The sequence below is a fragment of the Alteromonas sp. D210916BOD_24 genome (genome assembly GCF_047159385.1).
In the GTDB taxonomy this organism is placed as follows: Bacteria; Pseudomonadota; Gammaproteobacteria; order Enterobacterales; family Alteromonadaceae; genus Alteromonas.
Map to the genome: position 1 here is coordinate 4,039,018 of NZ_AP038333.1, position 15,712 is coordinate 4,054,729.

The 15,712-nt window shown below is 45.6% G+C and carries 11 protein-coding genes; 4 read left to right on the forward strand and 7 right to left on the reverse strand.

All coding sequences use genetic code 11. The annotated features are described in order from the left end of the window. Nucleotides 1-165 precede the first annotated feature (165 nt). Nucleotides 166-1,077 (forward strand): ATP-grasp domain-containing protein, encoded by a 912-nt coding sequence (locus tag ACMCM8_RS17515; RefSeq protein ID WP_412723985.1) that lies wholly within the window; start codon nt 166-168, stop codon nt 1,075-1,077. Nucleotides 1,078-1,087: 10 nt separating this feature from the next. Here ACMCM8_RS17515 and ACMCM8_RS17520 read toward each other — a convergent pair whose 3' ends face one another. The 5 genes from ACMCM8_RS17520 to recQ form a co-directional block, all read right to left on the reverse strand. After that, on the reverse strand, nt 1,088-2,461 hold the full coding sequence (locus ACMCM8_RS17520) for a DUF3300 domain-containing protein (RefSeq protein WP_412723987.1): 1,374 nt from the start codon (nt 2,459-2,461) through the stop codon (nt 1,088-1,090). A 209-nt stretch (nt 2,462-2,670) separates the two neighbouring features. Then, complete coding sequence (ribA, locus tag ACMCM8_RS17525) at nt 2,671-3,285, reverse strand: GTP cyclohydrolase II (RefSeq protein WP_412723989.1); 615 nt, start codon at nt 3,283-3,285, stop codon at nt 2,671-2,673. A gap of 207 nt (nt 3,286-3,492) precedes the next feature. After that, nucleotides 3,493-6,339 carry an EAL domain-containing protein gene (locus ACMCM8_RS17530; protein WP_412723991.1) on the reverse strand — a complete coding sequence of 949 codons (2,847 nt, stop codon included), beginning with the start codon at nt 6,337-6,339 and terminating at the stop codon, nt 3,493-3,495. 150 nt (nt 6,340-6,489) lie between these two features. Continuing rightward, nucleotides 6,490-6,813, reverse strand: a complete 324-nt coding sequence (locus ACMCM8_RS17535) for a hypothetical protein (RefSeq protein WP_412723993.1) — start codon at nt 6,811-6,813, stop codon at nt 6,490-6,492. Nucleotides 6,814-7,050: 237 nt separating this feature from the next. Next, nucleotides 7,051-8,892: a DNA helicase RecQ gene (recQ, locus tag ACMCM8_RS17540; RefSeq protein ID WP_412723995.1), complete on the reverse strand. Its 1,842-nt coding sequence runs from the start codon at nt 8,890-8,892 to the stop codon at nt 7,051-7,053. A 211-nt stretch (nt 8,893-9,103) separates the two neighbouring features. Here recQ and ACMCM8_RS17545 point away from each other — a divergent pair, with 211 nt between their 5' ends. From ACMCM8_RS17545 to rarD, 3 genes are all read left to right on the forward strand, one after another. Further along, nucleotides 9,104-9,604 (forward strand): thioesterase family protein, encoded by a 501-nt coding sequence (locus tag ACMCM8_RS17545; protein ID WP_412723997.1) that lies wholly within the window; start codon nt 9,104-9,106, stop codon nt 9,602-9,604. 117 nt (nt 9,605-9,721) lie between these two features. Next, nucleotides 9,722-11,059 carry a magnesium transporter gene (locus ACMCM8_RS17550; RefSeq protein ID WP_412723999.1) on the forward strand — a complete coding sequence of 446 codons (1,338 nt, stop codon included), beginning with the start codon at nt 9,722-9,724 and terminating at the stop codon, nt 11,057-11,059. Nucleotides 11,060-11,168: 109 nt separating this feature from the next. Further along, the gene (gene rarD / locus ACMCM8_RS17555) at nt 11,169-12,083 is read left to right on the forward strand and encodes an EamA family transporter RarD (RefSeq protein ID WP_412724001.1); all 915 of its coding nucleotides are present in this window, start codon (nt 11,169-11,171) and stop codon (nt 12,081-12,083) included. A 60-nt stretch (nt 12,084-12,143) separates the two neighbouring features. On the opposite strand, the gene ACMCM8_RS17560 is transcribed toward rarD, so the two are convergent. Together ACMCM8_RS17560 and uvrD are read right to left on the reverse strand one after the other, a co-directional pair. Next, the gene (locus tag ACMCM8_RS17560; protein WP_412724003.1) at nt 12,144-13,421 is read right to left on the reverse strand and encodes a GGDEF domain-containing response regulator; all 1,278 of its coding nucleotides are present in this window, start codon (nt 13,419-13,421) and stop codon (nt 12,144-12,146) included. A gap of 41 nt (nt 13,422-13,462) precedes the next feature. Continuing rightward, nucleotides 13,463-15,634 (reverse strand): DNA helicase II, encoded by a 2,172-nt coding sequence (uvrD, locus tag ACMCM8_RS17565; RefSeq protein ID WP_412724005.1) that lies wholly within the window; start codon nt 15,632-15,634, stop codon nt 13,463-13,465. Nucleotides 15,635-15,712 lie beyond the last annotated feature (78 nt).

Consider the following 15,712-nt stretch of genomic DNA (forward strand, 5'->3'; position numbering starts at 1 on the left):
TCTTTGCTAAATTTTACGAAGGAATTTGGGAGTCAACCATTTAACTTTTGTCTATTTTTTGACTGCTTTTCCAAATTGTTTCGGTAAAACACAAAACTATGTATTACCAAGCGCCTTTATACTGAAAGGCGGTGTTAAAGGATCAAAGCAGGTAGGAGTAATTTCATGCCACGAATCGCCTTTCTTTCCACCGATAACCTAGAGGATTTTTTCGTCTATGACGAACTGCTAATACCATATTTCGAAGCGCACAATTGGGACGTACAGACAGTTTCCTGGCACGACAAAACGGTAATATGGGACGAGTTTCAATATGTGATAGTACGCAGTACCTGGGATTACCAGCAACAACCTGAAGCCTTCATGCAGTGTCTCACAGCAATAGAGCAATCGCAGGCGATATTGCTTAATCCGCTCTCTCTAATTAAGTGGAATATTGAGAAATATTATCTACAGGACTTAGAAAGTAAGGGGGTAGCTACCATAAACACTATGTGGTGCAAGGCAAATAGTGCTGATGTTATAGATTCACTACATTCAGCTTTCTCCCAGTTTAAAACCTCTAAGGTAGTCATAAAGCCAGTATTAAGTGCTAATGCTGATAATACCTTTGTGGTGACACCAGAAAGTATAGCGAGCACCAGTACTATGCTATGTGAAATATTTGGCCAGCGTTCATACATGATCCAACCCTTTTTAAGCAGTGTTGTTGAAGAAGGGGAGTACTCGCTGTTTTTCTTCTCTCATCACTACAGCCATGCCATTAGAAAAGTGCCTAAAAGCGGCGACTTTCGCGTACAAGAAGAACACGGTGGACAATTGTATTGCGTAGAGGCGACACAGGAACAACTTGCGATAGCCCAGCGAGCCCTTGCAGCTATGCCGGATGAAGCCTTGTATGCCAGAGTGGATCTGGTTCGCCAAAACACATCGTGGGCCGTTATGGAATTGGAACTTATCGAGCCTTCACTTTATTTTAATTTAGATGAGAATTCGCCTACACGATTTGTAACGGCAATGCTGGACTTGCACCGCAAAAAAAGTGAAAAAGGCTCCCACAGCGCAGAGAAGCTGTAGGAGCAAAGCCTTAATGCTTAAAGGTTCTTTGATGAGAAGTCGTTTTTTCTGTTCGAGAAACACTTCTGGTCACTTTCTCTCGCTGGGGAGAATGGGTATGTCTCGTTCTGGCCTTTCCTTGAGAAACGCCAATGGGTTGCGAGTACTTGGTATTTCGCTCAACCGGATGGCTAGCAGGGGACTTCTTAGCGGAATATGCGTTACTAGATTGCTCTGTCTTTATACGCTTAACCATTTGTGTTTCTCGTTGAGCATTCGCCTCTCGCTTTGACCGCTTTAAGGCCTGTTCAATAGTACGCTTTTGAGGCGATTGTTTTGAATCACCGTGTTTAGAGGCCGGCCTATCGAGTGATGGCTTTCCTGCATTTTGAGCTGCTTTCCCAGACGATCTTTCAACAGGTTTTCTGTTGATATAAGCCGTCTTATCAGTACGCAGTTTTAGTGTTTCAGGCGAGTTTGTACGTGCTTTGCTGCGACTTACGGCACTTTTTTCATAGCGTCCAGTTTCATAGCGGCCAGGCGCACTGCGTGTAACCTGTGGCGAATAGCGGGCACGACGATGTTCGATGCGATGCTCCCAGCGTTGATAGTCGTGACTGATGACTCGCTTTCTAGGACTTTGATAATGGTAGCGTCGCACTGGTGTGCGATGCACCACCACGTGCCGGTTGTGCCAGTGCACACCGCCAAAATAGAAAAAGGTGGATAAGCGAACCCTAGGTGCCCAATACACATTGTGATAGTGGTGGTAACTTACCCGGTGATGCCAGTAAATAGGGGCTGTGGCGTGCCACCAATGGCCATAGACCACAAGGGGATTATAATAGGGCACATATACTATCTCCCGTTGGCGCGGTTCGATATAAATAATTTCCCTGTCGCGTTGACGTTCTGTTTCGACTTCGATGTAATCGTTGGTCGACAAGTTTCCCGTATTGTGCGCGTGTTGTCGAAGGATTTGCACCCTGTCCAGAACACGTGCTTGATCAATAAGTACACTATCCCCAAGTTGCTGTAACCAGTCTAAATCTTCAGCCATGGTGTGCAATAAATCGGTAAATGGCGCCAATGCCTTTACACTCGGATCCCAATTCACACTTTCGAGCACATTTTCTACTTGTTCAGGCGTTAGATGTTGGTTGCTTTGACGCCACCTGTCCGCGGCGACGACGTCTAGAGGATAGGTGGCTGCAATAAGGATATGGGTAAGAAGTGTATCGGGATAAAGGGCGATGGGGGCCAGCATACTATCCAGCTGTGCATCAGAATAGGTCTGTTCACTTACCGTTTCTGAATAATTAAAAGGAGCAGTAGACGGAGCCTCAACGGCCATTAACGGTGCGCTGCAAAGCGAGATAAAAACAATTAAGGTTAGGCGTTTCATACATTCTCCTTACATTGCTAAAGCACGAAAATCAGTTGCTGTGCATACAATGTGGTTAGTCTGTATAAGGTTATAACCGACGCTGAATTAACCTAGGCTGAATACAAAACGCCCGCATGGTAACGAGCGTTGTGTGGTGATAGGGAACTAATGGCTAGCGGAGATACCGTTAACGGGCAGTACTTCGCCTATAAGAAAATGAGTTGGCCTTATTTAAAAACGTGGGGATCAAACGCGTGGCCTAGCTTTTCCGTTTTCGTTTTTAGGTAGTTTTTGTTGTCTTTAGTAATACCGTGATCTATGGGTTTTCTCGCCACCACATCAATACCCAGGGCTTTAAGTGCGGCAAGCTTTTTAGGGTTATTGGTCATTAATTCGACGCGATTTACCTTTAGTGTTTCAAGCATAAGCTTGCAGATATCGTAGCTTCGCAAATCTGCATCAAAACCTAAGTGCTCGTTGGCCTCTACGGTATCCATGCCACTGTCTTGTAAATTATAAGCGCGAATTTTATTAAGCAGACCAATGCCTCGTCCTTCTTGACGAAGGTACAGTAGTACGCCGAAACCATTGTCCACAATATTCTGCATAGCTTTTTCTAACTGAAAGCCACAATCGCATCGCGTGCTGAAAAGTGAATCGCCTGTTAAACACTCTGAGTGGATACGAATAGGTACCACATCACTCTCTCCCCAACTGCCGTAAGAAAGGGCTACGTGCTCTTGACCACTGGCTTCCACAAAACCGTGAATTTTAAAATCACCAAATCGAGTGGGTAATTTGGCTGAACTGACAAATTCGTATTTGGGCTGTTTGCTACTCATGTTACTTCTACACTTTGGACAGTAGGCAATAAGTGGGGATAACTTTTTTATTTGCAAGCCAGCTTGTCGCTCTTTTGCTTACATGTATTCTATTATACGCGCTTTTTTATGACTTTTCGCCGTTGTCCTATCACTCTTTTTTATGAGGATGCTGAAATAAGGTTATATTTCACGAAAAAGCGCGATACATGAGCTCGCTTTTAGTGCTTAAAGTGGTTGGAAATCCCTAAGTGGAGCGGGTTTGGCGACACCGTAACCTTGCGCAAAATCTATCCCCATCTTGCCGAGTTGCGCCATGATGGCTTCATTTTCAACAAACTCGCCGACTGTTTGCATCCCCATGGCTTTAGCAACATCGTTGATAGAGGCTACCATGGCGGTGTCGACACTGTCGTTGAGCATGTCTTTAATAAACATGCCGTCTATTTTTACCTGACTGACAGGTAAGCTTTTAAGATAACTATAAGAAGAAAAACCACTGCCAAAATCATCTAATGCAAATGAGCAACCCAGGCGATTAAACGTCTGCATAAATGCCAAGGTTTCTTCCATTTTAATAATGGCCACCGATTCAATAACTTCAAAGCATATTTTGTTATACGGAACTTTGTATGTTTCAAAGGCATTTAACACGAAAAGTGAAAAATCCCTGTCCGTTAATGAATGGCAATTTAAATTAATACTGCACTTTTTGAGGTTATCTAAATGTTCAGGGTGTTCTGATAACCACTTAAAGGTGTTGGTTACCACCCATTTATCAACACTTACATTCATTTCAAAACGCTCTGCAGTGGGGAGGAAGTTGGCGGGCTCAACTATCACACCATCCTTTTCCCGTAAGCGCAGTAAAATTTCGTAATAATAGCCGTCACTGGACTTGTTTAGTGGTCTAAGCGACTGATAATACAATTCAAACCGGCCTTCTTCTAAGGCTTGATTAATCGAAGATACCCAGTCGAGTTCTCGCTGATAGCGTTGCATACTTTCATCGTGCTTGTTGTATCGGTGAACTTGGTTTCTCCCTTGTTCTTTAGCAAAGTAGCAGGCCGCATCCGCAATGCTTAAGTATTCTCCTGAACTTATGGTTGCGTCATCGCACACCACCATCCCAATACTTACGCCTAAATTGAATATACGGTTGTCCCACATAAACCGATACGCTTGTACAGCATTTAGTATTTTGATGGCGTTAAGAAACACGTCTTCTTCGGTGGTGTCGGTATACACAATCCCAAATTCGTCGCCTCCCAATCGTGCGAGCAGGGCATCATCGCTTAGGTTATTGTCTATTAACCGCGCCACATCTTTGATTAAAACGTCTCCTGCTTTGTGTCCACAAGTATCATTGACCACCTTAAAACGATCCAAATCGAGAAACAATAAACATACTGGCAGAGCTTCAAACTCTTGTAATTTAGTACGCAATTCATTTTCAAATTGACGACGATTATAGACGCCGGTCAGTGCATCATGAGTGGCGAGGTATTGTAAACTCAAGTCAGACTGCTTTTTCTCGGTAATATCAATGATTGAGCCGTACAGAAAACTCCCTTCGTTGTTCTCTCTAATCTGACATGAAAGGGAAAACCAAAATTCACTGCCATCCTTGCGTTTACCGCGAATTTCCTTGCCTGTTACGTGGCCCTGCTGTGATATCTCCCCCAATAAAATATGTCTATCTTCTGGATTGGCGTAAAATCCTTTGGTGCTCGTGACCTCGCGCAGCATATCCCCTTCGTCGTCATACCCGAAAACCTTGGTCATCGCAGGGTTCACGGATATCAGTGTGCCATCCCAGGAAGAGGTATAGTGGCCTTCCGCTGAATTCCTAAATAAATCATAGAAATGGTTGAGGTTATTAATAGTTTCTGCCTGTTTTGACAACTTGCGTTGATGCAGCGAACGTTCCTTTGAAATGACAGCAAAACCAAAACACAAAAAGCCTGCGGTTAGAAAGAACAGCATACCTAACGCGGTTTCTACGGTGTATGCCAGATTACTGAATAGGTTTAGGCTTACGATGGCGTAAAATGCGAAAAAGGAAAGCCAAGCAATCAGATAAGTACGACTAACGGTTAAACTGTCCTTCTCTTTAAAAAAGAGAGCCAACATAACGTTATAAAGTCCTGAAAAACTAACCAGTACTAATAATGTTAAGGTGGCGGTGTAGGCATCGACTGTGAAGCAGTAAACGACCGCCGCAGCAGGTATAAGATAATTGAGTGTTCGCAATAGAAAAGGGATGGGCGTAAAAAGGTGATGCGTTACTTTGTCAATACACACAATCAAAATGCCAAAGCAGATAGCAAAAGCAAGTTCTATCGAGTTAGTCAGGGTCGGCCATAACGACAACCCGCCTTGGGTAAGGAACAGCAATGCAATCAACGCCAGCGAGGACATAATTAACCAGAATCTGGTAGGCATGCGCTGATGCAAGTATGAGAATAAAAAGTAAAACGTGATCAGCGCGAGCATGCCTGTTACGGCACCTAATAGCGTAAGCATATAGACATCGTGCTGCCTAAGTAGATCCCGTTGCCAAAGCGTGATGGGAAAATGCTGCAGGCCATTGTCTTTTATACCGATTAAAAGACGAACATCTTGATAGGGTTGAAGGTTAAAGGTGAGGCGAATGCTTGGCAGTGGTTGTCGTAGTGAATAGTCTCCTTTACCTGCCTGATACCGATAAGACTTAATTATACGCTCGCTACTGTCTAATAAATAAATCTGTAAATCATCGACATTCAACCTGTCGATATTCAATACCATGGGTATCGCGCTGTAACCTTTACTACTTAGTTGACTAGAAAGCCATAGGCGTCCGTCTGTCAAGGACTGAGGTTTTCCTTTGCCGTTAAATGCGCCGCGCAAAATATCGAAATAGGTTGCCGACAGTGGCGCATAAATGGGGTAGGTGTAGTCATTGACGATGGTTTTTTCAAATGACTCGTCCACGTAAAGGGTGTGACTTGCTACTGCGTCAAAGCATGCCCACCACCCAGCGAGGAGTGAGAATATCAATACATTGATAAGCTTTTTAGCGAGCATCGACATACAAACCTATTGTACTTAAATCAGTGTCTTCAATAAGAATAACAGTAGAGTAAACCAAACACTAACGACATTATAGTGCTGTATTTTACTTCGGTATTGTTAGTCACCCTTGATCATGGGTGTACGCATTTTGAACTAAAAAGGCGCACTTTAATCGCGAAACTTACCTAGGTACTCGAGAATCTCCTGCGCAGATAGCTGTTTGCTGACAGGTTCAAGCCATATGGCTTCACACATCCATTCAATATTTAATAGACAAGCCTCAAGCGCGTTGTTTGAAGCGGGGGTTAAAACAACTTGATAGCGATCTGCCCCCCAATCGTCCTTAGATGGTACAAGGTTAAAATACCGTGAAAATTGTGCTACCCATTGCTGTGTTTTAAGGGGCGTAGTGGGCAAAGGAAGCTGCACGATAACGCTGTTATCAAGCCTAGAAAGCGCGTCCAGAATGGCATTTTTAGTGAGCTTTTGCATAGGCACCTTTGGTAGTGAATGACGTCATTAAGCGAAAGTAATCCCTTAGAGTAAAGTGTAGGTATAAAGTCAATAATAACAACGATAAACCTTTCATTTGAAGGAAAAGGAAGAGGTATGCTTACATTACATCACTTAAATAACTTTCGCTCTGAGTGTATACATAGCGGTCCCGCTTATCAGGCAGCATTATCGAAAGGGGGTGTATACGCCTATGCTTAACGGGAAGTAAACGCCTTAGTGCTCTCGACTGATATAATCGCCAATAAGCTGAATAAAAGCGTCGCCGTATCGCTCTAACTTTGTCTGGCCTACACCACTGACATCTAACATAGTTTGGCGTGACTCAGGAAGTTTACATGCCATATCGACTAACGTGGCATCGCTGAATACCACATAAGGCGGTACTTCGTTTTCTTCGGCAAGCACTTTGCGTAAGTGCTTAAGACGGGTAAATAGCGTGCGGTCGTAATTGGCCGGCGCATGTTTGGCCTTTTTCTTGTCAGGTTTAAATTCCAGCCGCGGTACGGCCAACTGTACGGGCACCTCTCCTTTCAAGATGGGGCGCGCCGCCTCGGTGAGACGCAGTGCGGCGTGGGCGGTAATGTCTACTCGAATAAGGCCTTTGTGAATAAGCTGATTGATAATATTGTGCCAGTAGCTATCTGATTTATCTTTTCCTAACCCATAGGTAGACAGTTGGTGATGACCCGCTTCTTGCAACTTCCTTAACTGCTTTCCGCGAAGTACATCAATAACATATTGACTGGAAGCCTGTTGGGATAAGCGCAAAATACAAGACAGTACTTTTTGAGCAATGACTAATCCGTCTATCATTTTCGGTGGATCCAGACAAATGTCACAATTGCCGCACGCACTATCACTAAACTGAGAAAAGTAATTTAACAATACTTGTCTGCGGCAGGTCTGAGCTTCTGCAAAGGCCTCCATGGCTGCAAATTTTTGCAATTCTATGTGGTTTCTCTGCGCAGTTTCGCCTTGTTCTATCCACTGCTTGACGCGGGCTGCGTCTTTTTCGTCGAACAATAACAGGGCTTCTGACTCCAAACCGTCACGCCCTGCTCGCCCCGTTTCCTGATAGTAACTTTCTACGCTTCGCGGGACATCATGATGTACAACATAGCGCACATTGGATTTGTTAATGCCCATCCCGAATGCGACGGTTGCCACGACAATATCAATTTTGTCGTTGAGAAATTGGCGTTGGACTAATTCTCTCTCGTCGCTCTCCATTCCCGCGTGATAGGCAGCGCAACGAAATCCCATTCGAAACAATTTAGCGTGTAAGTCATCGACTTTAGCGCGACTGTTGCAGTAAATAATGCCATTGCCTTCCTGTTGTTTTACGTAAGCTACCACCTGGTCAAAAGCTTTGTATTTATTCATTACCCGGTAACGAATATTGGGACGGTCGAAGCTCCCCTTGTATACCAAAGGGACATCAAGGCCAAGTTGTTCAAGGATGTCTGCCTGAGTGGCTGAATCTGCTGTAGCAGTAAGCCCTACCACCGGAATATGGGGAAAGCGCGATTTAATTTGACCAAGGGCGCGGTAGTCTTGTCTAAAATCGTGGCCCCAATGAGATACACAATGAGCCTCATCAATGGCAAACAGCGCAATTTGGGCGTTATTTAAGCTTTGTTGAAAGTGGTATTGCATCAGTCGCTCAGGCGACACGTAAAGTAAATCGAGTAAGCCAGTCTGAAGCGCGTCGTTAATGCGAGCTTGTTCGTCGGCTTCAAGGGTGGAATTGAGATAGGCCGCTTTTACGCCCAGCGCTTTCAGTTGCTCGACTTGATCCTGCATTAGCGAGATTAATGGCGAAACCACTATGGCCGTACCTTTCCGTACTAGAGCGGGAATTTGATAACACAGTGATTTACCTCCGCCAGTGGGTAACAGCACGAGCGCGTCGCCGCCTTCACATAGGTGGTGAATGACTTCTCCCTGTCCATCGCGAAATGTCTCGTAACCAAACACGTCTTTTAGAACGCGCTCAGGTGAGACTGCGGCGGTAGACTGTGAGAGGGAAAGGTTGTTAGCTAATACTGTCGTCATGGCTGAGGATTTTACGCGTTTTTCTACCTCGCTTCACGGGGCAATTACCAAAAAGAGACTAAAACTAGACCAAAATTCAGTAAATTATTTCTAAAACGCAATAAGGCAAGGTGACAAGTTACGTTAATTGCCTATGATGGAAGTCATAAACGCGGTGGAAGGGTGCAAAAATTCATTCACCTCCAAATGAGTGCGAAAAAAAGGATGCTATATGGCGTTAGAAACCCCCTCCACTTCTCAGCCCAATTTGACTCACAAGCAAATGATAGAACACGTTATATCACTCTTTCGTGATACGATGCCGTTTAACCAATTGCTAGGTTTAACGTTTGTCACACAAGGTGAGGGTGATGACACCCAAATAGCGCTTCATCTACCTTGGCAGGCCTCATTGACTGGCAACCCAATGCAGAAAATTCTACACGGCGGTGTGACTGCCACTATGCTAGACACCATAGGCGGTTTAGTTGCCATTGTAGAGACCATTAAACAAACCCGTACCCACGACCTCGCAGACCTTCAAGCCAGATTACTCACTATGGGTACAGTAGACATGCGTGTTGACTATCTGCGGCCAGGCAGAGGGGAAGCGTTTATTGCCACCGCTTCTATTATTCGAAAAGGGAATCGATTAGTGGTGTGTAGAATGGAGCTGCATAATGAAAAAGGCGATCATATCGCTTTTGGCACAGGGACTTACATGTTAGGTTAGCGCCGTTAGCGAGAGCGCTGTAAATTATTGCGTTTTAATGCAGAAATATCAGTCGAATAGGATGTACTGCAATGACCTACACAGGCGCGTGATGAGTATTTTAACAGGAGGTGTAGCATGGCTGAGCCATTACCAGATTTAATTGAAGAGATTGTAACGGAAAGTATGGGTGATGACCCTGCGACGTTATTGGCAACGTTAAGTGGCCAAGATGATGTTTACATTGCGTCTTTACTTGAATCACTTCCTGTGGAAAAGCGTCTGGTGGTATGGGAAGGTATTCCCCGTGACCGCAAATTAGATGTGCTGGTCGAAATGCGAAGCGACCCTCGTGAAATTCTTATTGATAATACGCCACACAACGAATGGGCTTCTATTTTTGCGGACATTGACGCCGAAGACTTACTTGAGCTGCTCGACTCTTTGCCTAAGCGTCTTGTGGATATGGCCTATGAGTCTCTCGATTCAAAAGAGCGCAAGTACTTTCGCGAAGCGACACAGTTTTCAGACAATCAAATTGGTCACTGGGTTAATCACGAGCAATTGGTGTTGCCTTCCAATGCGAAAGTGAGAGAAGGGTTGCGTCTGCTAAGACGCGATGTGCCGCAACACTGCGACAGTATTTTTTTAGTGAATCGCTCGGGGCAATTTTCAGCGCTGGTTAAAATAAGTCACCTATTTACCGCACAGGATCACGTCTCATTATTTGATTTGTCTGAAGAAAATGTGACGACTATTCAAGGTGTGGATGACACAATGCATGCCTCTTTGTTAGTGCAGCGCTCCGGTCTCGCCTCATTACCTGTGGTCGATGAAAACAATAAGTTATTAGGGCGATTGGATATCACGTCAGCCAGTGAATTGGTCAACGAGTTCTACGAGCGTCAGGTAATGGCATCAGCGGGTATGGATGAAGACGAGGATTTGTTTTCTCCCGTGGCGAAAAGTGCCAGAAACCGCGCGTTGTGGCTGGGTATCAATCTCTTAACGGCGTTCCTCGCGTCATGGTTTATTGGTTTATTTGAAGGGACGTTGCAACAAGTGGTTGCGCTCGCGGTGTTGATGCCAGTTGTGGCCAGCATGGGTGGAATTGCGGGCAGTCAAACCTTAACCCTTATTGTCAGGGGCTTAGCGCTGGGCCAGGTCACCCCTGCAAACTTGAAAGCGTTAATGGTTAAAGAGCTTAAAGTTGGCGGAGTCAATGGCGTCATTTGGGCACTTGTTATCGGTATTGTGGCTTATTTCTGGTTTACCGATGTAATGCTGGGTGTGGTCATTTGTTTGGCCATACTGTTTAACATTGTCGCTGCTGCCGTGGCTGGGGTATTTGTACCGGTGATTTTAGATAAACTTAAAATTGACCCCGCTCTGTCTGGTTCAGTGATCCTCACAACCGTTACGGATATCGTGGGGTTTGTTGCATTCTTAGGATTAGGTACGCTGTTCCTGTTATAGCTATTCTTATACACTTTGCCTCATCGGAAAGTAAAAGGGGTTGTTAAATTACAACCTCTGATAAACAATACGCGCCTCTCAGCCTATTGAGTATTTGCCGGAGCCTCTCTTGTCTAAGCCAACTAATGCCGCCCAAGTCGGTGTACTATGTGCGATCGCAGCCTACAGCATGTGGGGAGTAGCGCCGGTCTATTTTAAACAGTTGATGGTATTACCGGCACCAGAAATTCTCATGCACAGGGTAATTTGGTCAGTGGTATTACTGGTTGGCTTGATTGCAGGCCTCAAACAATGGCACAAGGTAAAGGCGGCGTTTAAAAACAAGCGTGTGATGCAGATATTGCTGGTGGCAGGGCTGCTACTTGGCGCTAATTGGTTGCTGTTTATATGGGCTATTAACAATGACCATATACTCGATGCGAGCCTGGGGTATTATATTAACCCTCTTATCAACGTATTTCTCGGCAGATTGTTTCTTCAAGAGCGCTTGCGTCCTTTTCAGCGTGTGGCGGTTGGGCTCGCTGTGATTGGGGTGGCCATTTTGGTGTTTTCCTATGGGCAAATCCCTTGGATTGCGTTGGTTTTAGCTGGCAGCTTTAGTGTGTATGGCTTGCTTCGCAAGCAGGTTGCGGTGGACTCTCTGCCTGGTTTGTTTATCGAAACCCTGCTCCTTTCGCCATTGGCTATCGCCTACTGGATATTTTTCGGTTCCCAGTACAGTAATTTATTCAATAACGACGCTTCACTGAATGTATTCATATTAGCGGCAGGGGTCGTCACCACTGCGCCATTGTTGTGCTTTACCGCGGCAGCCCGGCGCATCATGTACTCTACATTGGGCTTTTTCCAGTACATTGGGCCCACGCTGATGTTTGTTTTGGCAGTGTACTTGTACGGTGAACCCCTCGAGGAAGCGCGTTTGGTCACCTTTGGCTTTGTGTGGGTGGCGTTACTGTTGTTTAGTGTGGATTCATTGGTGCATTACCGTCAACAACGCAAACTACAAAAACTGGCTGCCACCTAAGCGTACACATGTCACCTTACGGCAGCTAAACTTGTTTTAGCGTGACGCTATAGCGCAGTATTACAACAGTGATACTTGCTCTAGTGGCGATGAATCTGGCTGCTCACACATTACTTGATTACGTCCATTGTTTTTGGCAGCGTACAACTGTTTGTCAGCCAAACTGAGCAGATTATCCACCCGCTGGGTGACGGCGCCACTGACTCCGATACTACAGGTTACCTTAATATCAGTACTCGGCAACTGGATAACTTCTGACTCTACGACTTTTCTAAAATCTTCTAAACGCTGGCACGCTTCCTCAATGGGCGTGTTGGGCAGGTAGATGCAGAATTCTTCTCCGCCAAAGCGCGAGATGATCTCATCGGGAAAATAAAACTCAATGAGCGCGGCCATGGCCTTCAATACAATATCGCCGGCATCGTGACCGTGGGTATCGTTGATTGATTTAAAAAAGTCTAAATCAATAAGTGCCAACGCATGGTGCTCTGACAAAAATTGATGTTGCACCGTGACCATGTAAAAGAAATGGCGTCTATTAGGCAATCCAGTAAGGTAATCGGTATTGGCTACCCGACGAATTTCTTCCACACTTTCAATATATTCAACGTTTTGCATCACCCGACACAAAAACTCTTCGTGGCAATAAGGCAGTCGTAAAAAGTCGTTGGCGCCACTTTTGATAAAATGCGCTGACATAAGCATACCCTGACCACCTGCCACACCCATTATCGCGAGCTGCTCTTTGGAAAACGCTTTACGCAAACTTGCGACAAACTGTGTGCCTGTCATATCGGGGAGGGTATTGTCGGTGATAACGAGCCGGATATGATTGTGTTCAGACAAGGTATGCATGGCGTCAGTGGCCGTTAAGCACTCAAAGGCCATAAAGTTGTGACGCTGAAGCAACGCGATAGTACGAGTGCGCAATATGCGATTGGTACTCACTACTATAACCCCAGTAGATTTGTTTTTTTCTAACCGAGTGATAAGGCGACTAAGATAATCGTAGTTTTGCGAATTTTCTTTGGGGACATAGTCCACCACATCGCGTTCAAGTACTTTATCGCGGATACCACTGTCTAAGGTTTCAGTAGTGGCAATAGTGGGAATAAACGCGTTGGCAGTAAAATCGATGGCCTGACCTTGTGGAGCATCGGGCAACGAGTAGGCGACGATGGCACAGAGAAAAGACTCTGGAATATTTTGCGAAAAGCGCACTTTTCCTTCGGTTAGCGACGTCGCGCCCACGGGCGTGAGACCCGCGCGCCTGACCAGTTTCGCTATTAATTCGAGGTTGCCTTCACCATTTTCGATGATCAGCACATTTTGCTGCATTCTTTTCAACTTAGGTTTGGGCTACCCTGCCAAAACAATAGTTACGCCTTTTCCAGTTTAGCGTAAGCGAGGACTAGCCATTTGCTTCCAAATTCATCGAAGTTCACTTGAACTCGACCATGCTCTCCGCTGCCTTCATAATTTAGCACTATACCTTCACCAAACTTGCGGTGTACTACTCGCTCACCTAATTGAAAGCCTGTTTCCTCAAAACTCGTATGAGAAATAGACTGGCTAAAGCGATTGTGAACTGGTCGGGAGATTGTCGATTTTAGACGGACTTCCTCAACGCAGTCAGAGGGCATTTCGCGGATAAATCGCGATGCAGTATGATACTTATCTTGACCATATAATCTACGACTTTCTGCATAAGTTATATACAACTTTTGCATAGCCCTTGTCATACCAACATAGCAGAGGCGACGTTCTTCTTCCATTCGACCTGGCTCTTCATTGGTCATTTGGCTGGGAAACATGCCTTCTTCAACACCCGCCATAAATACCAATGGAAACTCAAGTCCCTTAGCGGTATGGATGGTCATCATCTGTACGGCGTCTTGATCCGTATCGGCTTGTGTCTCGCCAGCTTCTAAAGACGCATGGGCTAAAAACGCTGCCAGTGGCGTCATTTCCTCAGCTTCATCTGGCACAATAAAGGTTTTACATGCCGTGACTAACTCTTCTAAGTTTTCTAACCTGGCCTGCGCTTTTTCGCCTCGTTCCGCCTGATACATCGCGTAGAGACCTGACTGGCGGATAGCTTTATCGGCTTGTTGATCAAGCGGTTCATCTAAGGTCACTTGTTCTAGCTCGCTGATTAACAATACAAAGCTTTGCATAGCGTTGAGCGCGCGCCCCTTGAAGCCCCCTTCGTTAATAAGCAACTGACAGGCTTGCCACATCGAGCAGTTGTGCATACGGGCGGTGTCACGTACCTGAGACAGGGTTTTCTCACCAATTCCTCGACTTGGTGTGTTGACTACCCGTTCAAAGGCAGCGTCGTCATGTGGGTGGCTTATCATGCGCATATACCCCAACGCGTCTTTTATCTCCTGACGTTCGAAGAAGCGCAGTCCTCCATATATGCGATAGGGTAATCCTTCGTGAAGAAGCGCTTCTTCTAATACCCGTGACTGGGCATTATTGCGATACAATATGGCTGTGTCGGTAAGCGCATTGCCCTGATTAAGCCAGTCTTTAATTTTTGAGACAATAAAGCGCGCTTCATCAAGTTCATTGAAGCCCGCATACACTGAGATAAGCTCGCCTTGTGCATCTTCGGTCCACAGCTCTTTACCCAAACGTCCGGTGTTGTTGTCTATTACGGTATTGGCGGCTTTTAGTATATTGCCAGTGGAGCGATAATTTTGTTCCAAACGAATAGTGGTGGGCTCGTTAAAGTCTTTCAAAAAGTGTTGAATGTTATCTACATTCGCGCCACGCCAGCCGTAAATCGACTGGTCGTCATCGCCCACAATCATGATGTTATTGTTGCCACCGCTACACAACATACGCAGCCAGGCGTACTGAATGTTATTGGTATCCTGGAATTCGTCCACCAGTACGGCGCGAAAGCGGCGCTGATAGTGGGCCAATACCTCGGGGTTCTTAGTCCAGAGTTCGTGGGCACGCAACAGCAGTTCGGCAAAATCAACTAATCCAGAACGGTCACATGCGTCCTGATACGCGGCGTACACTTCTCGCATGGTTTTTTGAATATGATCGCCATGGGTTTCAATATGCTGTGGACGCAAACCTTCGTCTTTATTGCCGTTGATATACCACTGAATTTGGCGGGGAGCCCAATGCTTCTCATCTAAGTTCATGGCTTTGAGAATACGACGAATCAGACGGTACTGGTCATCAGAATCGATTATCTGAAAATTTTCTGGCAAATTGGCTTCAGCATGGTGAGCGCGAAGCAAGCGGTGCGCCAAGCCATGGAAGGTGCCGATCCACATATTGTGAAGGCTGCGACCCATTAACGATTCTATACGGCCGCGCATTTCTTTGGCGGCTTTGTTGGTGAACGTGACGGCTAATATAGAAAAGGGGGCAATATTCTCTACGTCCATAAGCCAAGCAATACGGTGAACCAATACTCGGGTTTTACCACTACCGGCTCCAGCTAGCACTAGCGCGTTTTGTAAGGGAGCCGCTACTGCTTCACGTTGTTTATCGTTTAGCTCGTCCAGCAGTCGGGATACATCCATAGTGAGACACCTATTAATCGAATTTTGCCACAGTAAATCGGGCGCTATTATGCCAGCTGACTGTTAATTTATACAGTC

Bases quoted from the DNA above. Each gene is read 5' to 3' on its own strand.
- ACMCM8_RS17515 (WP_412723985.1), top strand. From the start codon at position 166: ATGCCACGAATCGCCTTTCTTTCCACCGATAACCTAGAGGATTTTTTC.
- ACMCM8_RS17520 (WP_412723987.1), bottom strand. From the start codon at position 2,461: ATGAAACGCCTAACCTTAATTGTTTTTATCTCGCTTTGCAGCGCACCG.
- ribA (WP_412723989.1), bottom strand. From the start codon at position 3,285: ATGAGTAGCAAACAGCCCAAATACGAATTTGTCAGTTCAGCCAAATTA.
- ACMCM8_RS17530 (WP_412723991.1), bottom strand. From the start codon at position 6,339: ATGTCGATGCTCGCTAAAAAGCTTATCAATGTATTGATATTCTCACTC.
- ACMCM8_RS17535 (WP_412723993.1), bottom strand. From the start codon at position 6,813: ATGCAAAAGCTCACTAAAAATGCCATTCTGGACGCGCTTTCTAGGCTT.
- recQ (WP_412723995.1), bottom strand. From the start codon at position 8,892: ATGACGACAGTATTAGCTAACAACCTTTCCCTCTCACAGTCTACCGCC.
- ACMCM8_RS17545 (WP_412723997.1), top strand. From the start codon at position 9,104: ATGGCGTTAGAAACCCCCTCCACTTCTCAGCCCAATTTGACTCACAAG.
- ACMCM8_RS17550 (WP_412723999.1), top strand. From the start codon at position 9,722: ATGGCTGAGCCATTACCAGATTTAATTGAAGAGATTGTAACGGAAAGT.
- ACMCM8_RS17560 (WP_412724003.1), bottom strand. From the start codon at position 13,421: ATGCAGCAAAATGTGCTGATCATCGAAAATGGTGAAGGCAACCTCGAA.
- uvrD (WP_412724005.1), bottom strand. From the start codon at position 15,634: ATGGATGTATCCCGACTGCTGGACGAGCTAAACGATAAACAACGTGAA.